Raw genomic sequence first — 22,847 nt, forward strand, 5'->3', positions numbered from 1 at the left:
CAGGTGGGCCAGACCGGCAAGGTCGTGGCGCCGGACCTCTACGTGGCGGTGGGCATCTCGGGCGCGATCCAGCACCTGGCGGGGATGAAGGATTCGAAGGTGATCGTGGCGATCAACAAGGACGAGGAAGCCCCGATCTTCCAGGTCGCCGATTACGGCCTCGTGGGCGACCTGTTCACCATCGTCCCCGAACTGACCGAAAAGCTGTGAGCGCAATGGACATCTAAGACCTTGGCGACGCGGTCCGTGCTGTTCGGCGACTGTGATCCGGCGGCGATTGTCTAGGTTGTGTCGCAAACTTTGCAACTAGCCGAGTCAGGCTGACCGGCCGACACACTTGCGCTGCCGGTGCGGCGATAGTCTCGATAGCGTTGGCGCCATTGGCGGGAATTTGATCCTTGCGGATCATGTGAGCCGCCTCGATGCCAGCGATAGTCGCTTCAGCCGAATGGAGAGCCTTGAAGCCCATCATCGGGCCTGTGATCCGTTTACCGCCCGCGCTGCGCCATGTATGTCCCCTGAAAAAGGGGGCAGGATGAGCAGCACACATCGCCTGACGGTTGCCTGTCTGGACGCGCTGGGCGGCGCGGGCTTTGCCCCGGCGCTGGAGGCTCTGGCCGAGGCGACCGGCGCGCGCCAGCTGATGGTGTTCGAGATCGGCGCCACCGGCGCGCGCTGCCTGATGTCGCGCAATTACGCCGCGCCCGGCATGGCCGAAATCCTGGCGGCGGAATACCTGAACGGCTGGTTTCGCCGCGACCCGCTTCTGCCCGCTCTGCGGCGGCTGGCGCCGGGCCGGCGCCGTGTGTTGCGCGTGCGACCGGACACGGCGGGGATGGCTGCCGATTACCGGCGGATCTTCTTCGACGCGCCGGGGCTTGCGGGCAAGACGGCGGTTCTGTGTGCGGGAACCGGGCGGCGGCTGATCGTCAATCTCTACGAGGCGGAAGACGGGGCCATTGATGCCGATCTGGCCGATCTGCTGGCCTTGCTCGTCGCGCGGCATTTCGAGGCGGCGCCGGTCGACCGCTATGCCGCGCTGTCGGGATTGAGCGCGCGCGAGCGCGATGTCTGCCTGGGGATCCTTGCAGGGCAGACCGCCGACGCGATTGCGCACGACATGGGATTGTCGGCGGCGACGGTGACGACCTATCGCAAGCGCGCCTATCTGAAGCTGGGCCTCACATCGCGCAGCGCGCTCTTCGCGCTTTGCCGCGCCGGTGACTGATCAGCGCGGCGCGGCGTCGAACAGCACGCCGCCTTTCGCCGCGGGAAAACCGCAGGCCAGAACCGAGACCAGGTCGACCATGGCGGGTTCGACCCTCAGGGCATGTCCCGCGCGGATCAGGGCGCCGATCAGGCGGCGCCGGATCTCGGACTCAGGGATCTCGCGCGGGGAGAAACCGGCGAAATGCGCCTCCTCGCGGGCCAGATCCTCGATCAGCGGATCGATCACGCGCCCGCCGCCGCCGGGATAGCGATACCAGCCGACGCCCGCCTTGCGCCCGAGCCGTCCCTCTTGAACCATCCGGTCCAGCACGGGCAGGTCGTGGCCCGTGACGCGGTGACGCGCACGGGCGCGGTCGAGCCCGCGCAGATCCTGCGCGGCACAGGGGCCCAGCGCGAAGCCGTAGGCCTCGGCGGCGGCGTCGACCTCCCACGGGGTCGAGCCCTGGAACACCAGCGCCTCGGCCTCGTCTTCAAGCGCGGCGATCAGCTTCGCGCCCAGAAACAGCGGCACGATGACCGGCAGCGCCCCCAGCGCGCGGGCGAAACCCGACGCGCGCGGGTCCGAGCCCTTGGCGATCTCGATCAGGTCGATGGCGGGCGGCGGGGCATCGGTATCGATCAGCGCGACAGGTCCGCGCAACCCGTCCTTCAGCGCGCCAAGATTGACGCCGGGGCCCAGGCTGACGCGCAGCGCGTCGGGGGCGGTACGCGCCATCTCGCTCAGCAGGGCCAGCCGCAGGCCGATATCGCCCTCGGACGCTTCGACGATGACCTCCGCGCCCTCCGCTGCGGCGCTGTCGGTCGTCAGCGTGATCCCGTCCAGTCGCCCGGCCCGGATCAGCGCATCGCGGGCGCGGGTCAGGCCCCAGTCATCGGCTTCGATCAGCGTGACCTCGGCGCCCGCCGTGACCATTGCCACGGCCAGCCCGAGCGCCTGCGGGCTGCCCCCTGCGACGGCGGCGCGGGTAAGCGCCATCGCCTCGCCCTGCGACAGCCGGGCGCGGATCGCGGCGAGGTGTTCGGAAGGGGTCAAGACAGGAAGCCGCGCTCGTCGATCAGGGCCAGAAGGTCGGAGACGGACTCGTCGATGCTGCGCCCGGACGTGTCCAGTTTGGCGCGCGCCTGATCGTAGAGCGTCTCGCGGCTGGTCAGGATGAACTTGAGCTGGTCCATCGCTTCGGGATTGCCGGCCATGGGGCGCAGATCGCCCTGTTCCCGCACGCGCGCCATGTGTTCCGACGGGCTTGCCTTGATCCAGATCGTGTGGAAATGGCCCAGCAGCGTCTTGTAGGTCTCGGGCTCGGACACGATGCCCCCTGCAACGGCCAGGATCATCGAATCGTGCGTGGCGATGATGCGGCCCAGCGCCTGCGCCTCCAGCCGGCGGTAGCCTTCCTGTCCGTAAAAGGCCATCACCTCGTTCACGGGCATCCCCGCCTGATCCTCGATCTCGCGGTTGAGTTCCACGAAAGGCAGGCCCAGCGCGTCGCCCGCCATCATGCCCAGCGTCGATTTTCCGGCGCCGCGCAGGCCGATCAGCGCGATCCGGTGACGACGCGCCGTGGCCTCGGGCTGCGGCGAGAGGATTTCGAGCACCTTCGCGCGGCGGTCGTTCGGAGCGCGGCGATAAAGGTCGGCCACCTGTATTGCCTCGGAGGTCCACGGGTCTTCTTCGCCGACCAGCCATTCGATCCGGTGGTCCAAGGCATCGGCCACACGCTGCAGAAGCCCGATCGAGATATTGCCTTCGCCCGCTTCCAGCAGCGCCAGGTAACGCGGCGACACGCCCGAGGATTCCGACAGCACGCGGCGCGGAATGCCCTTCAGCTCACGCGCCTTGCGCACCCGTTCGCCCACGCGCAGGATCAGCGCCCGCGCGGCGTCTTCGCCCAGGCTTCCGGTATCGGCTGAGACGGCTTCGCCGCGAAAGTTGGTGATCTCGGACATGGGGTCGGCAGGCCAGGCGGGAACGGGTGTATCGGCGATGTCCGGCACAAGTTCAGCGCGACGACGCTGCACGGATCGCACCGGACGGAACAATAATGCATAACCCTAGGCGATGCGTCTGGCCCTAACAATAGGCAACGGGGCAGCGTGGGGGACGTTCTGCACTATTCTGCTGAGGGTTCGAGATGCGCTTCGATCAGGGCCTTTACCTCGTCGGGGGGCGGGGCCTTGGTGAAGCTGCGCGCATCGGTGAAGACGCAGGTAAAACGCCCTTCGAAACAGGTCACGCCGTCCTGGCGCCCGACCACCCGCCAGTCGATCGAGGTCCGGCCCAGGCGCGTCGGCGCGACCTCGCAGATCAGCCGGTGGCGGGGCGTGATCGGCGCGCGGAAATCGAGGTTCATGTTGACGAAGGGCGAGCCGAAGCCGTGGTCCATCTCCATCTGGTACCAGCCGCCGCCGAACTTCTCTTCCCACCAGCCATTGATCGCATCCAGCGCGAACCACGGGATCCGCGCCGTGTAGACGATATTCGCCGGGTCGCAATCGCCCCACGCGACGCGGATCTTGTGCTGATAGGCCATCAGTAGGTTTCGACGTGGTAGCGGCCCTCGTCGCGCATCGCGTCGCGCGTGGCATCCCAGGATTGGCCGGTGCTTTCACTGATCGAGCGGAACGCTTCCTCGACGCCCTGCTCCATGCCGCGCAGACCGCAGATATAGATATGCGTCTTCGGATCGGCCAGAAGATCGGCCAGGGCCTCTTCTTCGTTCATCATCCGGTGCTGGACATATTCCTTCTGCTGGCCGGGCTGACGGCTGAAGACGAGGTGCTTTTTCAGCAGCTGCTCGGGCACTTTGCCCAAGGGGCCGAAATAGGGCAGCGAGTCGGGCGTGCGCGCCCCGAAGAACATCGTCATGTCGCCCGCGCCGCCGGCTTTCGACCGCTGACGCCGCATGGTGAAGGCGCGGAACGGTGCCGAGCCGGTGCCGGTGCAGACCATCAGCAAGCGGGCTGCGGGGTCTTCGGGCATCAGGAAGGTCGCGCCGAACGGGCCGGTGACCTTGATCTCGTCGCCGATCTTCAGGTCGCAGACATAGTTCGAGCACAGGCCCTTTTCCTCACGCTTCACGGTCAGCGAGAGGTTGTTGTAATTGGGCCGTTCGCCGTCGCGCGGCGAGCTGACGGAATAGAGACGCGGCAGATGCGGCTTGCCGTCGGCATCGGTGCCGGGGGGGATGATGCCGATCGACTGGCCTTCGAGCACCGGAAAGGGCTGGGCGCCGAAATCGAGGATGATGTGGCGCACGTCCGACCCCGATTCCTCGGAGGTCAGGCGGTAATTGCCGGTCACCCGCGCGGTCGCGGGTTTGCCCAGATTGTACAGGTTCACCGAGGGTTTCGCCGCGCTCGCGGGCGCTTTCGACTTGCCGCCGGCGCCGGCATGGGCCTCGGCCAGCAGCGCGGCCATCGCGTCGTCAAGCGCCTCGACGCCCGAGGCCTCGCCGATTTCTTCCTGCGCCGGCAGCTCGTCCCATTCGAACTGTTCGTCCAGCGAATAGGGCGTTTCCACCACCCGCCATTCGTCGATCGAACCCGTCGGGCAGACCGGGATGCAATCCATGCAGAAATCGCATTTCTCGGCATCGACGACGACGTTGTTGTCGTCATGGGTGATCGCCTCGACCGGACAGGTCATCTCGCAGGTATAGCAGCGGATGCAGATTTCGGGGTCGATCAGGTGCTGTTTGAGGGGCTTGTTCATGCGCTTGGCTTCCGGGTGTGCAGCACCGTCTCGGGCAGACGGTTCAGTTCGAGGAGGCTCCAGCAGCGCCCGGTGCAATCGGGGCAGCCGAGACAGGAACCTGGCTTGAGGGCATGGCGCTTGGCGTCAAGGGCAGTGCGTTCGACGGGCATCGGGACCTCCCTTCCGTGTGCCTTGCTGTCGGGGCGGAGACGCTCGGGTCTCCGCCCCGCAAGGGTGGGATGTCTTCCCACCATCGGCCTCAGGCCATGTACAGTTTCACATACTCGAAGTCGCCGGGCTTGTTGTCGATGCCGACTTTCGGCGGGGCGATCCAGCTGGCGAACTGACCGGGCTCGGTCACAGGCTTCATCAGCGACTGGATGAAATCGCCATCGGCATGGGTCGGCAGCCAGTCGTTCTTGCGCTTGTCGTATTCTTCGCCCGACAGAAGGTTGCCATCGGGGTCGAAGGTCTTGCCCGAGAACACGCCGATCTGGCGGTGGAAGCTTTCATGCGGCAGCTTCAGTTCGAACTCGATCCCGGCTTTCTCGATGATCTTGTTCCAGCGGCCGACACCGCCCGCCGCATCGCGGGTGTAATCGTCGCGCAGGCGCATGTTTATCGCGGTCAACGCCGGCACTTCGTGGCGCACCAGCTTGCCGTCGACGAAATCCCACACCGGGTAGGTGTCGTTCTTCAGCTGGTGGTCGTCTTTCAGCCGGTGCTCCATGTAGCGGCCCTTGATGCCCGCGTTAAACGCGTTGGCGGCATTGGTCGAGACTTCCTGACCGAACAGGTCGAGCGACAGCGTGTAATGCAGGTTCAGCTTCTTCTGGATCGTCGGCAGGTCGATGACGCCCAGATCGCGGATCTTGTCGATGTCATAGGGGTCGGTGATGCCGTTGGCGTTCATCACCTCGCAGGTCTTTTCGATCGTGCGGCCCACGCCGGTTTCGCCCACGAACATGTGGTGCGCTTCCTCGGTCAGCATGAAGCGGCAGGTGCGCGACAGCGGGTCGAAGCCCGATTGTGCGAGCGATTCGAGCTGCATCTTGCCGTCACGGTCGGTGAAATAGGTGAACATGAAGAAGGACAGCCAGTCGGGCGTTTCCTCGTTGAAGGCGCCCAGCATGCGCGGCGCCTCTTCCGACCCCGAGGAACGGACCAGCAGGTCATCGGCCTCTTCGCGACCGTCCTTGCCGAAGTATTTCTGCAGCAGGTACACCATCGCCCACAGGTGACGGCCCTCTTCGACGTTGACCTGGAACAGGTTGCGCATGTCGTAGAGCGACGGCGCGGTCAGGCCGAGGAAGCGCTGCTGCTCGACCGAGCCCGGCTCGGTATCGCCCTGGATCACGATCAGGCGCTTGAGCATGTTGCGGTATTCGCCCGGAACTTCCTGCCACGCGGGCTGGCCCATATGCTCGCCGCAGGGAATGACACGGCCCTCGACCTCGGGTGCCAGCAGAACGCCCCAGCGGTATTCCGGCATCTTGACGTAGTCGAACTTGGCCCAGCCTTTGGGGTCAACCGAAACGGCGGTGCGCAGGTAGACCATGCTCTTCTGGAAGTTCTGCGGGATCAGGTCGTTCCACCAGTTGATGTAACCGGGATGCCATTTCTCCAGCGCCTTCAGCACGCGCTTGTCCGACGACAGGCCCACATTGTTGGGGATCTGGGTGTCGTAGCTGACATTGATGAGGTCGATCATGGGTTCTCCTCCAGGGGATGGTGCGTGCAATCACGCACCCTACAGTGTTGTCCGTTTGCGCTGACGTTGTAGGGTGCGTGCTCGCACGCACCGCTGCGTCACACGCGCTGCATGTTGTAGTCGCCGCGCACGCCCGTGCCGTAGCGCTGCAGCGCGCCGTCGGTGCCGGTGGCGTTCGGGCGGTTGAAGATCCAGTTCTGCCACGCGGTCAGCCGGCCGAAGATCCGGGTCTCCATCGTTTCCGGGCCGGCGAAGCGCAGGTTCGCTTCCATGCCGGTCATCGCGTCAGGGCTGAACGAGGCGCGTTCTTCCATGAAGATGCGGATCTCGTCTTCCCAGTCGATATCGTCGAAGGCTTCGGTCACAAGCCCCGCCTCCATCGCGTCCTCGGCTTCCATCGCTTCGCCCAGCTTGCCCTTGAGCGTCCCGACCGCCTCGGGCTCGCCCAGGAAGCGGGTCTCCAGGCGGGTCAGGTCGTTACCCATCGGGAAGGGGCCGAAATTGCCGTCCGACAGCGTCACGGTGGCGACCGGGCGGTTGTCGCCGTCGAACTCGCCGTCCATCATGTAGCTGCGGTCCGAGGCCCAGAGCAGTTCGGCCAGGAAGCCCGCATAGCACGAGCCGTTCTCGACCAGCGCCACCAGCGAGCGCGAGGTGACGTCGACGCGCTTCAGGACACGTTTCCAGTATTGCAGGATCTCACCCGCCAGCCAGTGGTCCTTGTTGGCCAGCATGAAGGCTTCATGCGCCAGCACGGCCTCGGGATCGCCCTGCGTGCGGAACACGACAAGGCCCAGCTCCATCTCGTTGAGGCGCAGCTCCAGGATCGCGTCGTCGAATTCCCGCGCGAGCCGCAGCATCCAGGACTGATCGCCCTCGGCCTCCAGCGCCTCGGTCGAGGCGGGCACGTCGCGGTCGGGGCCGTTCAGCGTGATCGTGACCTTGCGGCCTTCGCGGTCAACGTCGACCTCGACCAGCGAGTAATGGATCGAGCCGTTGTCATCGATGGTTTTCTTGAGCGGGTTCAGCGCGATGCCGGTGCCGGTGGCCTTGTCCGAGGCGGCCGCGAATTCCTTCGCGCGCTCGGCGACCGTCTCGTCGAATTTCGAGGTCGCGACGACCTCGTCCACCAGCCGCCATTGCTTGGCACGCTTGCCCTTGATGCCTTCTTCGAGCGAGCAGAAGATATCCGCCAGGTCGCGGCGCACCTTGCGCTTGTCGGTGACGCGCGTCAGCCCGCCGGTGCCGGGCAGCACGGCCAGAAGCGGCACTTCGGGCAGGGCCACGGACGAGGTGCTGTCATCGACCAGCATGATGTGGTTGCAGGCCAGCGCCAGCTCGTAGCCGCCCCCGGCGCAAGCGCCTTTCACGGCGGCGACGTATTTCTGGCCCGAATCGGCTTCGGCGGCTTCGAACGTGTTGCGGGTCTCGTTGGTGAATTTGCAGAAGTTCACCTTGTGGGCATGGCTGGCGCCGCCCAGCATGCGGATATTGGCGCCGGCGCAGAACACCTTGTCCTTGCCCGAGCGCATCACCACGACCTTCACTTCGGGATGCTCGAAGCGCATGCGCTGCACGACATCCGCCAGCTCGATATCGACACCCAGATCGTAGCTGTTCAGCTTAAGCTGGTAGCCGTCGAACAGCCCGCCATTCTCGTCGACATCCATGGTCAGGTTGGCGACGTCGCCGTCATAATCCACGCGCCAGTGGCGATACATGGACGGGTTGGTCTGGAAGTCGATTCGCTTGGTCACTGGGGGTCCTCCCTGGAATCCGCCGGCTGCCTTGTGGATTGCACAATAATGCCGACGAGGTGAGCGGTAAATACCTAAATTGGCCGTTTCAATGCATCATATCGCCTATCTTGTGCGTCTTGTCACGCAAAAATAGCACTATAGTGCACTTTCTTTCTCGACTTGCTGGCGCAGCGATGCGATTCGGGTCCGCGTCACGCCCATCGGGGCGGTGTTACCGGCGCCGAACGCCTCGGCCAGCGCGGCATCGGCCAGCGGCAGGATCCGTGCGGCTGCTCGCGCGCGTCCCATCCGGGCCTTCAGCGCCGCATTGGCCAGCTGGATCAGGCCGCGCACAAGATGGCGTTCCGCGCTGGCCGGGGGCAGGGCCATCCAGACGGGTTCCCAGAACTCGTGCGCTTCCCAGTAATAGCGGGCCGCAAAGGCCTTGAACCCTGCATCAAAGGCTGGGCTTTGCGCCAGACGCACGGGGTCGTCGCTGTCGAGCCCGGCGCGCAGAGGGGCGAAGACCGCCTCGTCCGGGCGCGCGTTGCGGCCCGGAAGATGCGGCGCGCCGGGAAAGTCGATCATGCGCCTTCGGGCATGGCCGCTTCATGCGCCATGAGCCGCTGCGCGAAGAACGAAACCGCATCCAGAACCGCCTGCGGCTGGTCGACATGCGGTGCGTGGCGGCAATCGTCGAGCGCCAGCACATCGACGGGCGCGTAAGAGCGGGTGGCGATCTCGTCCACCTGTTTCATCGTGCCGTACTGGTCCTGATGGCCCTGGATCACCAGCGCGGGAACGCGCAGGTAATCGATGACCTCGCTGACGTCCCAGCGCTTGAAATCGGGGTTGAGCCACGCCTCGTTCCAGCCCCGGAAGGTGGCTTCCGGGTCGCGGTGGTACTTGCCCATCCTGGCCGCCATGTCGGGGCCGAAGACGGCGCCCGCGCGGGCGATTTCCGCCAGTCCCATCTCTTCAGTGAAGACATGCGGTGCCATCAGCACAATGCCCCGGGTGCGGAAGTCCTCGACCCGGCCGGCATATTCCAGCGCGATGGTCGCACCGTCGGAATGGCCCATCAGGATCACGCTGCCGGCGCCGATCTGATCCAGCACGTCGGGGATCACGCCCGTCGCCTGACGGGTCATGTAATCGATCGGGAAGGGCAGGTCGCCCGCTTCCGACTGGCCGTAATTCTCGCGCGAGAAGGCAAAGACGCCCAGTCCCGTCGCCTGCGCCAGTTTCTCGGGGAAGTCCCGCCACAGCGCCAGCGATCCCAGCCCCTCGTGCAGCAGCACGATCACCGGGCCCGCGTCGCGGTCGCCCCAGCAGGCCCATTCCAGTTCCTTGCCGCCTGCGGTGAAGCGGCCTTTTCCAGCGTTCCAGTCGATCATTCGGCAGGCTCCGGTGTGCGCAGTTTGAAGCGCTGGATCTTGCCGGTAGCGGTTTTGGGAAGCTCGTCCACCACCGAAACCCAGCGCGGGTATTTCCACATCCCGATCTTCGCCTTCACATGCTCTTTCAGCGCGTCGGTGTCGATCTCGGCGCCCTCTTTCAGCACGATGAAGGCGGCGGGCTTGATCAGGTCCTTGTCATCGGCGCGGGCGACGACGGCGGCTTCCAGGATGCCGGGATATTCCACCAGCGCCTGTTCCACCTCGAACGGGCTGACCCAGATGCCCGAGACCTTGAACATGTCGTCCGTGCGTCCGCAATAGACGAAGCGGCCGTCCTTCGTGCGCTCGTACTTGTCGCCGGTGCGCGTCCAGTGCCCCTGGAACGTGCTCATGCTTTTCGAACGGCGGTTCCAGTAGCCTTCGGCGCTGGACGGCCCGCGAACCAGAAGCTCGCCGACATCGCCCTCGGCCACGTCCTCGTCATGCTCGTCGACCAGCCGGACCTCGTAGCCCGGGACCGCGATGCCCGACGTGCCATAGGCGATGTCGCCCGGACGGTTGGACAGGAAGATATGCAGCATCTCGGTCGAGCCGACGCCATCGACGATCTCGGCCGCCCAGAGCTTTTCCCACCGTTCGCCGATATCGCGCGGCAGCGCTTCGCCCGCCGAGGTGCAGAGCCGCACGCAATGGACGGGCGCGGTGCCCGCCTTTTCCTGCGCGGCAACCAGCGCCGCGTAAAGCGTGGGCACGCCGCAGAAGATCGTCGGTTTCTCGCGGGCGAGGATGTCGAACACCGCGTCGGGCGTGGGGCGGCCGCCGAACAGGATCGTGGTGGCGCCCACCGACATCGGAAAGGACATGCCGTTGCCCAGCCCGTAGGCGAAGAACAGCTTCGCCGCGGAAAACACGGTGTCGTCCTCGCAGATGCCCAGAACCTGCGCGCCGAACGTGTCCGAGGTGGCTTTCAGGCTGGAATGAACGTGGCGCACGCCCTTCGGCACACCCGTCGAGCCTGAGGAATACAGCCAGAAGGCCAGTTCGTCGCCATGCGCGTCGACCGTCTCGACGGGATGCGCGCCGTCCATGAAGGCATCGAAGCTTACGCATTCCTTGCCGTCGCAATCGCGCGCTTCGCCGATCACCACGACCGCGCGCAGGAAGCGGTTGCCGTCGATGGCCGGTTTGACGGTGTCCCAGAGCTGTTCCGACACGACGAGGATCGACGCCCGGCTGTCGTTCAGGATCGTTTCGTAGACCGAAGCCGATAGCAGCGTGTTCAGCGGCACCGGGATCGCGCCCGCTTTCAGCGCGCCCCAGAACACGACCGGAAACTCGATCTGGTCGCGCACGATCATCGCCACGCGTTCTTCGCGCCGCACGCCATGCCGCTCCAGCGCTCCGCCGAACCGCGCGGCCTGTTCTGCCAGCGCGCCATAGGTCAGGCTGCGTTGGGCGCCGTCAGCCTCGCGGAAGGCGGTCTTGGCTGCCCGGCCTTCGTCCAGGTGGCGGTCCACGAAATAGACGGCTGCGTTTTCGTTCATGCTGGCTCTCCTCCCGCGCGGGCACGGCCTCTCCTCAGGCCGGACGCGAGTCGCGTCGCCGCTATGCTATATAGTGCAACTTTTGCATCCGAATGCAAGCGGCTTATCCGACATGTGCATTTTTTTGCACAGGACGTTTTGGGCGCGAGCCGGCGTCGCACGCGCGGCATTGCCCGCCCCGATTTTCGCCGCCAAAGTGTCCTGAAAGCTTGTTCCCGGCGCAGTTCAGGACCCCGTCATGCCCCGACTTCTGCATATCGCCGCGCATCCGGCGCCGTCCTCGTCGCGCGCCAACCGGGCGATGCTGCGGGCCTCTCGCGCGCTGACCGGGATCAGCCGACTGGACCTGTACGCGGAATATCCCCGCTATGACATCGATATCGGGGAAGAGCAGCAGCGCCTTCTGGATCACGACATCATCGTGCTGCAGTTTCCGATCTTCTGGTATTCCTGCCCCGCGCTGGTCAAGGAATGGCTGGACCTGACCTGGGAACACGGTTTCGCCTATGGTCAGAACGGCGACAAGCTGAAGGGCAAGGTTCTGGCGCTGGCGGTTACCGCGGGCGGCCCGCAGGAGGCCTACCGGCCCGAAGGCTATCAGCATTACGAGCTGCGCACCTTCCTGACCCCGTTCGAACAGACCGCGCGGCTGGCGCAGATGCGCTTTCCTGCGCCCTATGTCTTGCACGGGGCGCTGAAAGCCGATCCCGAAGCCCATGCCGAGGGTTTCGCGCGCTATCTCGCCGCGCTGCGCGACGACCGGCTGGATCTGGCCCGGGCCGAGGCGCAAGACATCCTGACCCACGACACCCTGCCGCTGACCGAAAGTGCCTGAGCCATGTCCGATTTCCTGATCCTCGCCTTTCTGTTCCTTGCTGCCGGGGTTGCGGCGGTGCCGCTGGCCTCGCTGGCGGGGCTTGGCTCGGTGCTGGGCTACCTGATCGCCGGGATCGCGCTGAGTCCGGTTCTGACGCTGCTGGAGGTCGATGTCGTCTCGATCCAGCACTTCGCCGAGTTCGGCGTGGTGATGATGCTGTTTCTGGTCGGGCTCGAGCTTGAGCCGAAACGGCTCTGGGCCCTGCGCAACCGGCTGATGGGACTGGGCGGGCTTCAGGTCGCGGGCACCACGGCCCTGATCTTCGGGGTTCTGGTCCTGTTCGGCATGGATATGCGCATGGCGCTGGCCATCGGGCTCATTCTGGCCATGTCCTCGACCGCGATCGTGCTGCAGACGCTGAATGAAAAGGGGCTGATGCGCGGAGATGGCGGGCAGGCGAGTTTCTCGGTCCTGCTGTTTCAGGACATTGCGGTGATCCCGATCCTGGCGCTGATCCCGCTTCTGGCGATGCCCGGCGCGCATCATCCGCATGGCGGCGAAGAGCACGGCGCCTCGCTGTCGATCGTGGCCGACATGGCCGGCTGGCAGGTCGCGTTGGTCACGGCGGGGGCGATCGCGCTGGTGGTCGCAGGGGGCATGTTCCTGACCCGGCCCGTCTTTCGCTACATCGCCCATGCCCGCTTGCGCGAGATCTTCGTGGCCACCGCGCTGGCCTTCGTGGTGGGCATCGCGCTGCTGATGACGATGGTCGGCCTGTCGCCCGCCCTGGGCACGTTCCTGGCCGGGGTGGTGCTGGCCAACAGCGAATACCGGCACGAGCTGGAATCCGATATCGACCCGTTCCGTGGGCTGCTTTTGGGCCTGTTCTTCATGACCGTGGGGGCGGCGATCAATTTCGGGCTTCTGTGGGACGAGCTGTTCTTCATCCTCGGTGCCACCGTCGCGGTGATGGTGGCGAAAGCGGCGGTGCTGATGGCGCTGGCGATGGTGTTCCGCGTGCGGGGCGCCGACAAGTACCTGTTCGGCCTGGGACTGGCACAGGCGGGCGAGTTCGGGTTCGTGCTGACCTCGTTCGCGGTGTCGAGCTTCGTGCTGCCCGACGACATCGCCCCCCGGCTGACGCTGATCATCACGCTGTCGATGATGCTGACGCCGGGGCTGTTCATCCTCTACGACCGGGTGATCCAGCCGCGCTTTCACCGCCCGGTCGAGCGCGACGCGGACGAGATCACGCCGAAGGGGCTGGCGATCATCGCCGGGCACGGGCGGTTCGGCGGCATCGTCAACCGGATGCTGCTGGCGGCAGGGTATCAGACCACGGTTCTGGACCATTCCGCAGCGCAGCTCGACATGCTCCGGACCTATGGCGTGCAGGCGTTCTTCGGCGATGCCAGCCGACCGGACCTGTTGCATGCCGCGGGCATCGCCGAAGCGAAGCTGCTGGTCGTGGCCATCGACGACAAGGATCAGGCCGAAGCCATCGTCCACCATGTCCACCAGACCTATCCGCATGTGCATATCATCGCGCGGGCGATGGACCGGCGGCATGTCTACCGGTTGTACTCGGCCGGTTGCCGCGACATCATCCGCGACACGTTCGACAGCTCGGTGCGCACCGGTCGCTCGGCGCTCGAAGCGCTGGGAATGCACCCGTTTCAGGCCGAAAGGACGGCGCGCGCCTTCGTTTCCGCCGACCGGCACGCGCTCTATGAACTGGCGCAGCTGTGGAAACCGGATGTTCCCGATACCCAGAACGAAGCCTATGTGAAGATGGCGCGCACGCTGATGACGGACACCGTTCTGGGCGCCCCGATGGGCGCCTATCACGAGCGCAGCACGCGCGGCTGGACCCCGCCCACGCCGGACGACACGAAGGCCGACGCCGTGCGGTCGGACGGCTGACCCGTCGCCGGGATTTTCCGCCCCGGCACCGGACACGATTAAATGACCACAGGTTGTGGCCCGGGCCGGAACAGCCCGGCCTGCCCCGCGTTGTCTGTTCAACTCTCAATGAATGAAAGGACAGACGATGAATGCCTATGCCTCCATCGTGGCCCATCCGCGCGAAGCGCTGCAGGACGGGCTGGAAAAGGTGCGTGCCGGCATGCTGGGCGTCGACGGCTCGTCGCAGCACATGCAGCCGATGACCCATTTCCCCGACTGGGAAGCGAACCGCATCTGGTTTCTTACCTCGAAGGATACCGATCTTGTCCGCGAGTTGAAATCCGGTGCGCCCGCGAAGTTCTGCGTGACCGATCAGGAGCACGGCTTCGACGCCTGCATCAAGGGTCACCTGACCGAGGATCTCGACCGTGCCAAGCTGGACGAATACTGGTCGCCCGTCGCGGGCGCGTGGTTCCAGGGCGGAAAGGACGATCCCAAGCTGACCATGCTGCGCTTTGATCTGGTCGATGCGGCGCTCTGGGGTTCCACCGACAGCAAGGTGAAGTTCGGCTTCGAGATCCTCAAGGCCAACATGGACGAGGACAAGACCCCCGATGTCGGCGCGCATACGATCCTGCGCTTCTGAACTATCGGTCCGCCGGGAGACGCTCATCCGTGGCGGTGGACGGCGGGGTCTTGGCCTCGTCGTCCTGCCGCGCGTGGATCACCGCTTCGAGCGCGGCGTTCAGCTCGGCCCCCAGCAACAGTACATAGGCTGACAGCCAGAGCCATGTGAGCAGCACGATCACCCCGGTGAGGGCACCGAAACTCCGCTGGTAGCTGGCGAAATTCTCGGCATAGAGCGAGAACCCGGCCGAGGCGATGACCCAGAGCAGGCAGGCGACGACCGCGCCGGGCAACGTCCAGTGCCAGCGATGGTGGCGACGGTCGGGGCCGTAGCGATAGATCACCGCGATGCCGATCGTCGAGATGGTGAAAAGCACCACCCAGCGGGCGAGCGAGATCCAGCCTTGCAGGTTCAGGTCCAGCGGCACGATCTTGAGCAGGGCCGGGATCACGGCGATGGCGCCCATGCCCAGAAGCACGCCGGAAATGACGAAGACGGCAAGGATCACGATCGTGGTCCAGAGCATGAAGAAATTGCGTCTTTCGACCCGGTCGAAGGCGACGTTGAGCCCCTGAACCAGATGGCGCATTCCGCGCGCCGTGGAATAAAGCGCGACGAAAAGCCCGATGCCCGCCGCCAGACCCAGCGAGGAATTGTCCGCGGCGACGACGGAATTCGCCTGATCGACGATCAGTTGCGCCGCGCTGGGCGGCATCCCGGCGGTGGCGGTGGCGACGGGGCCGGTGATTTCCTCGGGCGTGAAGAAAATGCCCAGCAGCGCCAGGACAGAGCCCATCGCCGGAAAGATCGCCAGCAGCGCATAGAACGCGATCCCCGCAGCCAGAAGCCCGATCTGGTCGGTGACCATTTCGTTGTACATCCGGCCGATGACCTGCCGGATCAGGCGCCAGCGGGAATTGCGCGGCGGCATGGCAAGTCCGACCCTCATGCGCGACGCCGCTGGCTTGGCTGCCCGATCGGGCGCGACAGGATCTTCGACCCGCAGAGCAGCGCCAGCCCGGGCCCGATCAGCGTGCTGAGCGGCGCGCGCTCGCAATCGAGACCGCCGGTATAGGTGCCGAAGGCGGGGAGGATCAGGTGATCCGCACCGACAAGGAAGGCCGGGCGCGCGCGTCCCGCAAGCCGGGCCTTGGGGTGGTAATGGCCGCTGATATCGGGGCCTGTCTCGGCGATATGTCTCAGGGTCAGGCCTTTTTCGTTTATTTCCGAAGTAACGGTGCCGAATCCCGGTCGTGCCCGCAGGTCGTGGTTGCCGGTGATCCACACCCAGTCGCGCCCCGCGGCCAGTTCCGCAAGCCGCGCGGTGTCACCCACGGACAGCGCGTCGGGTGCGGCGTGGTCCTCGAAGGCGTCGCCCAGCGATACGACACGCGCGACGGGCAGAGCCGCCAGCTCGGCCGCCAGCTTGTCGATCGTGTCTTGGGTTTCGTGCGGCGGCAGCAGCGCGCCACCCCGCGCGGCCATCCGGGCGGATTTGCCCAGATGCAGATCCGCGACGATCAGCCAGCGCAGCGCGGGCCACCAAAGCGCGCCCGAGGGCCGGGCCTCGAAGGCCTGCCCGGCAAAGGTCAGCGGTTGCGTCATGCCATCCCCGCCTCGGCCATGAGGCGCCCGGCCTCGCGTTCCATCATCCTCTCGCGTCCCTCGCCATCGACCGACACGCGTCCGATTTCCAGCAGCAGTGGCGCCGAAAGCGGCGTGACATGCGGCGCTCGGGCGTGGTCGATGAGGGGATTGGTGCGCAGCATGTCCTCGATCCGGTCGTAATCCACCAGACCCCGCCGCGCCTCGTCGCGGGTGATCCGCAACAGCAGGTGGTCGGGGTCGTGCCTGCGCAACGTGTCATGGATGATGTCCGAGGAAAAGGTCGCCTGCTTGCCCGAGCGTCGCTGTCCGGGCAGGTTGCGCTGCATCAGCCCCGCGATGGTCGCCACGCTGCGGAATGTGCGTTTTATCAGCGAATTGTTGGCCAGCCAGTCGTCGAACCCGTCGCGCAGGCTTTCGGCATTGAGCAGCGGCGCGGGATCGTCCACCGGATCGACAGACCAGATCATCAGCGCGTAATCGGTGGTGACGAACCCCAGGGGACCCAGCCCCATCGCCTCCATCCGGCGCGAGATCAGCAGGCCCAGCGTCTGGTGCGCGTTGCGTCCGGCGAAGCCCCAGATCGTCAGATACCACTGTCCGCCGCGCGCGAACGTCTCGCAGGCCAGCACGCCGTCGCGCGGCAGGATCGACAGGCGGCGCTGCGTTTCCAGCCAGTCGCGGATCCCGGGCGGCAGGCGGTGCCACTGCGCGGGGTCGCCGATCAGCGCCTGCACCCGGTGCGAGACCTGCAGGCTGCTGGCCATCTTCACGCCGCTATAGACGGCGATGCGCGGCTGTTTGCGCGGGGTGTTCTGCACCTCGACCACCATTTCGCGCAGGCGCTCGAAGGCGACGACGCGCCCGCCGATCAGGAACGTGTCGCCGGGTTCCAGCGAGGCGGCGAAGCTTTCCTCGACCGTGCCGAGCGGCGCGCCGCCGCGCGAGCGGGCCATGCGGACATTCAGCTGCTCGGGATCGGTGATCGTGCCGATATTCATGCGGATCAGCTTTGCCGCGCGCGGGTCGCGCAGGTACCACAGGCCCTTGCGCTCCATCAGCCGCTGCCAGCGGTCATAAGCTTTCAGCGCATAGCCCCCCGTGGCGCAGAAATCGAGACAGGCATCGAAATCGGCGCGGCTGAGACCGCGATAGGGGCCGGCGCTTCGGAATTCCTCGAACAGGCTGTCGGCCTCGAACGGTCCGGCGCAGGCGGTCAGCAGGATATGCTGGCACAGCACGTCCAGCGGCCCGGCGCCATGCGGTTGCCCGTCCAGATCGCGTGCCTCGACGGCTTCCAGCGCGACCACGCTTTCGATCACCTCGAAGCGGTTGGCGGGCACCAGCCGGGCGCGGGACGGCGCGTCGTACCGGTGGTTCGACCGCCCGATCCGTTGCACCAGCCGCGTCACCAGCTTGGGCGCGCCGACCTGCAGCACCAGATCCACATCGCCCCAGTCGATGCCCAGGTCCAGCGAGCCGGTGCAGACCACGGCCCTGAGCGCCCCCTGGGCCATCGCCTGTTCGACCCGTTGCCGCGCCTCGCGCGAGAGCGAGCCATGGTGCAGCCCGATGGGCAGGTTCTCGGGGTTCGATTCCCAGAGCTGCTGAAAGAACAGCTCGGCCTGCGCGCGGGTATTGACGAAGATCAGCGTCATCCGGGCCTGCGCGACCGCCGCCATCACGTCGGGCACCGCGTAATGGGCATTCCCCCCGGCCCAGGGCGGCGCGGCGCTGGTCGGCAGCATCGCGATATCGGGCGCGGGGCCGGGATCGGCGCGCAGGATCCGCGCGCCACCCATGAACGCCGCCAGCGCCTGCGGGTCCGAGACGGTGGCGGACAGGCCCGTCACGCGCATCCCCGGCGCCAGCGAGCGTAACCGGGCAATGCCCAGCATGGTCTGATCGCCGCGCTTCGATTCCGCCAGCGCGTGGATCTCGTCCACCACCACGCGCTTCAGGCTGGCGAAGATCTTCGGCGCTTCCGGGTAGCTGGTCATCAGGGCCAGCGATTCGGGCGTGGTCAGCAGGATATGGGGCGGATCGACCCGCTGGCGCGCGCGTCGGGTGCCGGAGGTATCGCCGGTGCGGTCCTCGATGCGGATCGGCAGGCCCATCTCGGTCACCGGCGCGGCAAGGTTGCGGGCGATATCCGCCGTCAGCGCCTTCAGCGGCGACAGATAAAGCGTGTGCAGCCCCTTTGCGCCCGCCTCCATGTCGACGAGCGAGGGCATGAACCCCGCCAGCGTCTTGCCGCCGCCGGTGGGGGCGATCAGCAGCGTGTCCCCGGTCGCCTCCAGCAGCGCCAGCTGGTGCGGATGCGGCTGCCAGCCGCGCGCGGCGAACCAGTCGCGGAAACGGGCGGGCAGGCTCATGCGCCCATCCCGTCCAGGATGTCGGTCAGCGCGGTCAGGCGGTCGGCTTCCTCGGCCGGCTTGTCCCAGCGGATGCGGCTGATGCGCGGAAAGCGCATCGCCACGCCGGATTTGTGCCGGGTCGAGCGGTTCAGCCCCTCGAAGGCCACCTCGACCACCAGCCTGGCCTTCAGCGACCGGACCGGGCCGAAGCGGTCGATGGTGTTGTTGCGCACGAAACGGTCGAGCCTGTTCAGTTCCTCGTCCGTGAAGCCGGAATAGGCCTTGCCCACCGGCACCAGCATGTCGCCGTCCCAAAGGCCGAAGGTGAAATCCGAATAGAAGCCCGAGCGTTTCCCATGCCCGCGCTGGGCATAGAGGATCACGGCGTCCACGATCATCGGGTCGCGCTTCCACTTGAACCACGGGCCACGCGGGCGCCCGGCGGTATAGGGGCTGTCCAGCCGCTTCAGCATCACGCCCTCGATCACCGCGTCGGGCGGGTCGGCGCGCAGAGAGGCAAGCGCGTCCCAGTCGCCAAACGGCAGTCGTTCCGAAACGTCGAAGCGCGCATCGTCCAGTCCCGCGACCGCCGCTTCCAGCCGCGCGCGCCGCTCGGTCCAGGGCAGGGCGCGCAGATCCTCGCCGTCCCATGTCATCACGTCATAAAGCCTGAGCGCAGCGGGATGACTGGCGATGATCGCCTTGCCCGGCGATTTCCGGCCCAACCTCTTCTGCAGGTCGCTGAACGGGGCGACCAGCCCCTCGCGGCGGATCAGCAACTCGCCGTCCAGCGCGCCGTCGAAGTGCATCCGCTCGACGATATCGGGGAACGAGCCCGAGATGTCCTCGCCCGTTCGGGTATATAGCCGCGCCACACCACCCTCGGATACCGCCTGAACGCGGATCCCGTCCCATTTCCACTCGGCGGCATAGGCTGCGGGGTCAAGCGCGGGCAGGTCGGCCTCGGTCACGGGGGTCGACAGCATGACCGGGCGAAACGGCGCTTTCGCCGTCACTTCGGGCCGCGGGCCGCCGTCCAGCCATGCGAAAAGCGGGGCATAAGGCGGCTCGAAGCCCGACCAGAGCTCCTCGATCTCGTCAAGCGGGACGGTGCCGATCCGCGCAAGCCCGGTCAGCGCCAGCCGGGTCGAGATGCCGACCCGCAGCGAGCCCGTCACCAGCTTGATGAGCGCAAACCGCTCGGACGGGCGCATCTGGTCAAGCCAGCGCGCGATCAGCGCCGGCAACTCGGTCTTGCCGGCACCCGACAAGGTGACCACGACCTCGGAGAGCGGGACGTCGCGGGGCGTGCCGCGTTCGGGCCAGATCAGCGCGATGGTTTCGGCCAGGTCGCCGACATAATCGTAGGACAGCGCGAACAGCTCGGGATCGACCCGCTCGGCCACCAGCGCGCGCAGCAGCGCGGGCTTGGCCTGCCCGGTTTCGAGCCCGCCAGTGAGAGCGGCCAGCGCGTAACCCCGGTCCGGGTCGGGCGTGTCGCGGAAATACCGCTCCAGCAGCGCCAGCTTTGCATTGCGCCCGGGCGTGAAAGCCAGCCGTTCCAGAAGATCGGCAAAGCGCTTCATTCCGCCTCGTCCTCGTAGCCCACCAGATGCAGGGGGCGGGCGCGACGCTGTTCCAGCGCGGCCCAGCGCATCAGCGCATCGTCGCGGCCATGGGTGATCCAGAATTCCTCGGGATTCAGCTCGCGCAGCGTGCCGGTCAGGTCGGGCCAGTCGACATGGTCGGAAATGACCAGCGGCATCTCGACCCCGCGCTGGCGCACCCGGCCCCGGATCTGCATCCAGCCCGAGGCGAACCCCACCACCGGATCGGTGAAACGCTGCACCCACGGGCTGGCAAAGGCCGAGGGCGGCGCAATCACCACCGCCTCGCGCAGCGTCTTCGCCTCGGCCTTGTCCATCGTGGCCGGGCGCAGGTCGCCCAGCTTCACGCCCTGTTCGATGTGGTATTCGCACAGCCGCTGCAACGCGCCATGGATGTAGATCGGCGTGTCATAGCCGGCCTCGCGCAGCAGCATGATGACCCGCTGCGCCTTGCCCAGGGCATAGGCGCCGACCAGATGCGCGCGCTCGGGAAACGCCCGGACCGAGGCCAGCAGGCGCGCGATTTCATCCTGCGGCGGGGGATGCTTGAAAACCGGCAGGGCAAAGGTGGCCTCGGTCACGAACAGATCGCAGGGGACGGGCTCGAACGGCGCGCAGGCCGGGTTCGCGACGCGCGAGTAATCGCCCGACACGACGGCGGTCACGCCGCCCTGGTGCAAAGCCACCTGGCACGACCCCAGCACATGGCCGGCGGGATGGAAGCTCACCTCGACGCCGCCCAGATCCATGCGCCCCTCGGCCGCCTGCGTCACCCGCGCGAAATCCGGGCCATACCGGATCGCCATGATGTCGAGCGTCTGGCGCGAGGCCAGCACCGTATCGTGCCCGGCCCGTGCATGATCGGCGTGTCCATGGGTGATGAGCGCGCGCGCCACCGGGCGCACCGGGTCGATATGGAAATCGCCGGCGGGACAATACAGCCCCTCGGGGCGGGGCAGAAGCAGGTGGGTGAAGGTCTCGCTCTGCATGATCTTCCGTCTGTAACGCCCGTCCCGACGGCCCGTCCGCCCGGCGCGTCGCCCGGTGAAACCTTTTTCACCCCGGCAGTGTTATACTGGTGCCCCGTCACCAAGTCTCAAGGTCTGCCATGCGCCGCTTTCGATGCCCTTCGTGCCAGCACGAAGTGTTCTTCTCGAATACCGCCTGTCTCAATTGCGGCACCGTGCTGATCTACAAGCCGGGCGCCGGTTTCTCGGCCAGCACGCCCGATGCCGTGCCCTGCGCCAACCGCGACAGCATCGGCTGCAACTGGATCGCCGCAGACGGACAGGATCTGTGCCTGTCCTGCGCGCATACGATCGTCGTCCCCGATCTGGGGGTCGAGGGCAATCTGGACCGCTGGGCCCGGATCGAGGCGGCAAAGCGGCCGGTGATGCGCGCGCTGTTCCACATGGGTCTGCCCCTGCGCGACACGACGGGCGCGCCCGCCCCGGTCTTCAAGCTGAAGGGCGATCCGCTCGATCCCGACAGGCCGCGCGTTCTGACCGGGCATGACAGCGGCACCATCACCCTCAATATCGAGGAAGCCGACGACGACCAGCGTGAAGCGATGCGCAGCGCCATGGGCGAGCCCTATCGCACCCTGTCGGGCCATTTCCGGCACGAGGTCGGCCACCATTACTGGGCCCTTCTGACCGAGGCCGATCCCCGGGCGCTGGAGACCCTGCGCGCGGTTTTCGGCGATGACCGGCAGGATTACGGCGAGGCGCTGGCCGCGCATTACCGAGACGGGCCGCCCGCCGACTGGGAAGACCGGTTCATCTCGGCCTATGCCAGCGCCCATCCGTGGGAGGATTTCGCCGAGACATGGGCGCATGTGATGCACCTGCTCGACGGGATCGAAACCGCCCGCGCTTTCGGCCTGATCCCGGCCGACCTGCCGGTCGAGCCGGCGGACCTGCTGGCGCTGCCGATGGCGCGACTGGCCGAAGCCTGGATCGAGCTGTCGATCGCGCTCAACGCCGTCAATCAGGCCATGGGGCACGAAACCTTCTATCCTTTCGTGCTGAACGGGGCCGTGATCGAGAAGATGGACGCCATACGCCGGCTGATCGTCGGATCGCGGCTTGTCGAACCCCGGAAGGTCGCCTGAATGGACGATGTCACCGAAGCCGAACGCGCCGCGATGGCGGAGCTTGTCGCACGCGCGCATGAAGCGTCGCACGAGCCGGGCAAGGCGGGTATCTCCGCGGCGCTTCTGCGCGACGGCCGCATCGTCGCCGAGGGCACGAACCATGTCCACCTGCACGACAACCCGACCCTGCATGCCGAGATCGTCGCGCTGGGCCGCGCTGCCGACGCGCTCGGTCGCGCCGATCTGTCCGATTGCACGCTTCTGAGCACGCTCCAGCCCTGCGAAATGTGCCTCGCCGCGATGCGCTTTGCCGGGATCGGCCGGGTGATCTTTGCCGCCAGGCAGGAAAACGTCCCGCCGCGCTACTTTGCCTTCCCGCATCTGACCCTCGGCGACTATCTGGGCCCGGACACCCCCTTCGTGGCGCTGGGCGGGGTGCTCGAAGACAAGGTCTTGACCCTCTACGAGGACGGGCAGGAATAGCGCGCCGCCGCCCGCTGTCATGGAAATGTCAC

21 protein-coding genes and 1 pseudogene are annotated in these 22,847 nt (G+C 66.5%); 7 read left to right on the forward strand and 15 right to left on the reverse strand.

The genetic code is table 11. The annotated features are described in order from the left end of the window. Positions 1-210 (forward strand): electron transfer flavoprotein subunit alpha/FixB family protein (locus tag C4N9_RS06875; RefSeq protein ID WP_210403991.1); only part of this gene is annotated, 210 nt, incomplete at its 5' end. A 130-nt stretch (positions 211-340) separates the two neighbouring features. Here C4N9_RS06875 and C4N9_RS06880 read toward each other — a convergent pair. Next, a pseudogene (locus C4N9_RS06880) lies at positions 341-490 on the reverse strand (IS6 family transposase); the annotation flags it as partial. A gap of 45 nt (positions 491-535) precedes the next feature. On the opposite strand from C4N9_RS06880, the gene C4N9_RS06885 reads away from it, so the two are divergent. Further along, the gene (locus C4N9_RS06885) at positions 536-1,228 is read left to right on the forward strand and encodes a helix-turn-helix transcriptional regulator (protein ID WP_109532585.1); all 693 of its coding nucleotides are present in this window, start codon (positions 536-538) and stop codon (positions 1,226-1,228) included. On the opposite strand, the gene C4N9_RS06890 is transcribed toward C4N9_RS06885, so the two are convergent. The 9 genes from C4N9_RS06890 to C4N9_RS06930 form a co-directional block, all read right to left on the reverse strand. Continuing rightward, positions 1,229-2,263 (reverse strand): 3-hydroxyacyl-CoA dehydrogenase family protein, encoded by a 1,035-nt coding sequence (locus C4N9_RS06890; RefSeq protein ID WP_109532586.1) that lies wholly within the window; start codon positions 2,261-2,263, stop codon positions 1,229-1,231. It lies immediately after the preceding gene. After that, positions 2,260-3,177 carry a helix-turn-helix transcriptional regulator gene (locus C4N9_RS06895; RefSeq protein WP_109532930.1) on the reverse strand — a complete coding sequence of 306 codons (918 nt, stop codon included), beginning with the start codon at positions 3,175-3,177 and terminating at the stop codon, positions 2,260-2,262. Before C4N9_RS06895 ends, C4N9_RS06890 begins: the two co-directional genes overlap by 4 nt. Positions 3,178-3,341: 164 nt before the next feature. Beyond that, positions 3,342-3,761: an acyl-CoA thioesterase gene (locus C4N9_RS06900; protein WP_109532587.1), complete on the reverse strand. Its 420-nt coding sequence runs from the start codon at positions 3,759-3,761 to the stop codon at positions 3,342-3,344. After that, positions 3,761-4,942: a benzoyl-CoA 2,3-epoxidase subunit BoxA gene (boxA, locus tag C4N9_RS06905; RefSeq protein WP_109532588.1), complete on the reverse strand. Its 1,182-nt coding sequence runs from the start codon at positions 4,940-4,942 to the stop codon at positions 3,761-3,763. Before boxA ends, C4N9_RS06900 begins: the two co-directional genes overlap by 1 nt. 241 nt (positions 4,943-5,183) lie before the next feature. Then, entirely contained in the window at positions 5,184-6,635 is a 1,452-nt protein-coding gene (gene boxB, locus C4N9_RS06910; protein WP_109532589.1) for a benzoyl-CoA 2,3-epoxidase subunit BoxB, read from the reverse strand. Between the two features lie 98 nt (positions 6,636-6,733). After that, entirely contained in the window at positions 6,734-8,392 is a 1,659-nt protein-coding gene (gene boxC / locus C4N9_RS06915; RefSeq protein ID WP_109532590.1) for a 2,3-epoxybenzoyl-CoA dihydrolase, read from the reverse strand. 138 nt (positions 8,393-8,530) lie between these two features. After that, positions 8,531-8,962, reverse strand: coding sequence for a DUF309 domain-containing protein (locus C4N9_RS06920; RefSeq protein WP_109532591.1), 432 nt, complete (start codon positions 8,960-8,962; stop codon positions 8,531-8,533). Then, complete coding sequence (locus C4N9_RS06925; protein ID WP_109532592.1) at positions 8,959-9,771, reverse strand: alpha/beta fold hydrolase; 813 nt, start codon at positions 9,769-9,771, stop codon at positions 8,959-8,961. The genes C4N9_RS06920 and C4N9_RS06925 overlap by 4 nt, the downstream gene beginning before the upstream one ends. Continuing rightward, positions 9,768-11,318, reverse strand: a complete 1,551-nt coding sequence (locus C4N9_RS06930; RefSeq protein ID WP_109532593.1) for a benzoate-CoA ligase family protein — start codon at positions 11,316-11,318, stop codon at positions 9,768-9,770. The genes C4N9_RS06925 and C4N9_RS06930 overlap by 4 nt, the downstream gene beginning before the upstream one ends. 238 nt (positions 11,319-11,556) lie before the next feature. On the opposite strand from C4N9_RS06930, the gene C4N9_RS06935 reads away from it, so the two are divergent. From C4N9_RS06935 to C4N9_RS06945, 3 genes are all read left to right on the forward strand, one after another. After that, on the forward strand, positions 11,557-12,153 hold the full coding sequence (locus tag C4N9_RS06935) for an NAD(P)H-dependent oxidoreductase (protein ID WP_109532594.1): 597 nt from the start codon (positions 11,557-11,559) through the stop codon (positions 12,151-12,153). A 3-nt stretch (positions 12,154-12,156) separates the two neighbouring features. Continuing rightward, positions 12,157-14,058 carry a cation:proton antiporter domain-containing protein gene (locus tag C4N9_RS06940; RefSeq protein WP_109532595.1) on the forward strand — a complete coding sequence of 634 codons (1,902 nt, stop codon included), beginning with the start codon at positions 12,157-12,159 and terminating at the stop codon, positions 14,056-14,058. Between the two features lie 127 nt (positions 14,059-14,185). After that, a complete protein-coding gene (locus C4N9_RS06945) occupies positions 14,186-14,686 on the forward strand; it encodes a pyridoxamine 5'-phosphate oxidase family protein (RefSeq protein ID WP_109532596.1) in 501 nt (166 codons plus the stop codon). A 1-nt stretch (position 14,687) separates the two neighbouring features. On the opposite strand, the gene C4N9_RS06950 is transcribed toward C4N9_RS06945, so the two are convergent. The 5 genes from C4N9_RS06950 to C4N9_RS06970 are packed head-to-tail and all read right to left on the reverse strand — an operon-like array spanning position 14,688 to position 21,226. Further along, positions 14,688-15,617 (reverse strand): YihY/virulence factor BrkB family protein, encoded by a 930-nt coding sequence (locus tag C4N9_RS06950; RefSeq protein WP_109532597.1) that lies wholly within the window; start codon positions 15,615-15,617, stop codon positions 14,688-14,690. Continuing rightward, positions 15,614-16,273, reverse strand: a complete 660-nt coding sequence (gene pdeM, locus C4N9_RS06955; RefSeq protein WP_109532598.1) for a ligase-associated DNA damage response endonuclease PdeM — start codon at positions 16,271-16,273, stop codon at positions 15,614-15,616. The genes C4N9_RS06950 and pdeM overlap by 4 nt, the downstream gene beginning before the upstream one ends. After that, positions 16,270-18,648, reverse strand: coding sequence for a ligase-associated DNA damage response DEXH box helicase (locus C4N9_RS06960; protein ID WP_109532599.1), 2,379 nt, complete (start codon positions 18,646-18,648; stop codon positions 16,270-16,272). The genes pdeM and C4N9_RS06960 overlap by 4 nt, the downstream gene beginning before the upstream one ends. Further along, entirely contained in the window at positions 18,645-20,216 is a 1,572-nt protein-coding gene (locus tag C4N9_RS06965) for a cisplatin damage response ATP-dependent DNA ligase (protein ID WP_109532600.1), read from the reverse strand. Before C4N9_RS06965 ends, C4N9_RS06960 begins: the two co-directional genes overlap by 4 nt. Then, positions 20,213-21,226 carry a ligase-associated DNA damage response exonuclease gene (locus tag C4N9_RS06970; RefSeq protein WP_109532601.1) on the reverse strand — a complete coding sequence of 338 codons (1,014 nt, stop codon included), beginning with the start codon at positions 21,224-21,226 and terminating at the stop codon, positions 20,213-20,215. The genes C4N9_RS06965 and C4N9_RS06970 overlap by 4 nt, the downstream gene beginning before the upstream one ends. Before the next feature lie 119 nt (positions 21,227-21,345). Here C4N9_RS06970 and C4N9_RS06975 point away from each other — a divergent pair, with 119 nt between their 5' ends. Together C4N9_RS06975 and C4N9_RS06980 are read left to right on the forward strand one after the other, a co-directional pair. Further along, positions 21,346-22,350: a zinc-binding metallopeptidase family protein gene (locus tag C4N9_RS06975; RefSeq protein WP_109532602.1), complete on the forward strand. Its 1,005-nt coding sequence runs from the start codon at positions 21,346-21,348 to the stop codon at positions 22,348-22,350. Then, positions 22,351-22,815 carry a nucleoside deaminase gene (locus C4N9_RS06980; protein WP_109532603.1) on the forward strand — a complete coding sequence of 155 codons (465 nt, stop codon included), beginning with the start codon at positions 22,351-22,353 and terminating at the stop codon, positions 22,813-22,815. Positions 22,816-22,847 lie beyond the last annotated feature (32 nt).

Source organism: Pararhodobacter marinus (genome assembly GCF_003122215.1).
Taxonomy (GTDB): domain Bacteria; phylum Pseudomonadota; class Alphaproteobacteria; order Rhodobacterales; family Rhodobacteraceae; genus Pararhodobacter; species Pararhodobacter marinus.

Bases quoted from the DNA above. Each gene is read 5' to 3' on its own strand.
- C4N9_RS06885 (WP_109532585.1), top strand. From the start codon at position 536: ATGAGCAGCACACATCGCCTGACGGTTGCCTGTCTGGACGCGCTGGGC.
- C4N9_RS06895 (WP_109532930.1), bottom strand. From the start codon at position 3,177: ATGTCCGAGATCACCAACTTTCGCGGCGAAGCCGTCTCAGCCGATACC.
- C4N9_RS06900 (WP_109532587.1), bottom strand. From the start codon at position 3,761: ATGGCCTATCAGCACAAGATCCGCGTCGCGTGGGGCGATTGCGACCCG.
- boxA (WP_109532588.1), bottom strand. From the start codon at position 4,942: ATGAACAAGCCCCTCAAACAGCACCTGATCGACCCCGAAATCTGCATC.
- boxB (WP_109532589.1), bottom strand. From the start codon at position 6,635: ATGATCGACCTCATCAATGTCAGCTACGACACCCAGATCCCCAACAAT.
- C4N9_RS06920 (WP_109532591.1), bottom strand. From the start codon at position 8,962: ATGATCGACTTTCCCGGCGCGCCGCATCTTCCGGGCCGCAACGCGCGC.
- C4N9_RS06925 (WP_109532592.1), bottom strand. From the start codon at position 9,771: ATGATCGACTGGAACGCTGGAAAAGGCCGCTTCACCGCAGGCGGCAAG.
- C4N9_RS06930 (WP_109532593.1), bottom strand. From the start codon at position 11,318: ATGAACGAAAACGCAGCCGTCTATTTCGTGGACCGCCACCTGGACGAA.
- C4N9_RS06935 (WP_109532594.1), top strand. From the start codon at position 11,557: ATGCCCCGACTTCTGCATATCGCCGCGCATCCGGCGCCGTCCTCGTCG.
- C4N9_RS06940 (WP_109532595.1), top strand. From the start codon at position 12,157: ATGTCCGATTTCCTGATCCTCGCCTTTCTGTTCCTTGCTGCCGGGGTT.
- C4N9_RS06945 (WP_109532596.1), top strand. From the start codon at position 14,186: ATGAATGCCTATGCCTCCATCGTGGCCCATCCGCGCGAAGCGCTGCAG.
- C4N9_RS06950 (WP_109532597.1), bottom strand. From the start codon at position 15,617: ATGAGGGTCGGACTTGCCATGCCGCCGCGCAATTCCCGCTGGCGCCTG.
- pdeM (WP_109532598.1), bottom strand. From the start codon at position 16,273: ATGACGCAACCGCTGACCTTTGCCGGGCAGGCCTTCGAGGCCCGGCCC.
- C4N9_RS06960 (WP_109532599.1), bottom strand. From the start codon at position 18,648: ATGAGCCTGCCCGCCCGTTTCCGCGACTGGTTCGCCGCGCGCGGCTGG.
- C4N9_RS06965 (WP_109532600.1), bottom strand. From the start codon at position 20,216: ATGAAGCGCTTTGCCGATCTTCTGGAACGGCTGGCTTTCACGCCCGGG.
- C4N9_RS06970 (WP_109532601.1), bottom strand. From the start codon at position 21,226: ATGCAGAGCGAGACCTTCACCCACCTGCTTCTGCCCCGCCCCGAGGGG.
- C4N9_RS06975 (WP_109532602.1), top strand. From the start codon at position 21,346: ATGCGCCGCTTTCGATGCCCTTCGTGCCAGCACGAAGTGTTCTTCTCG.
- C4N9_RS06980 (WP_109532603.1), top strand. From the start codon at position 22,351: ATGGACGATGTCACCGAAGCCGAACGCGCCGCGATGGCGGAGCTTGTC.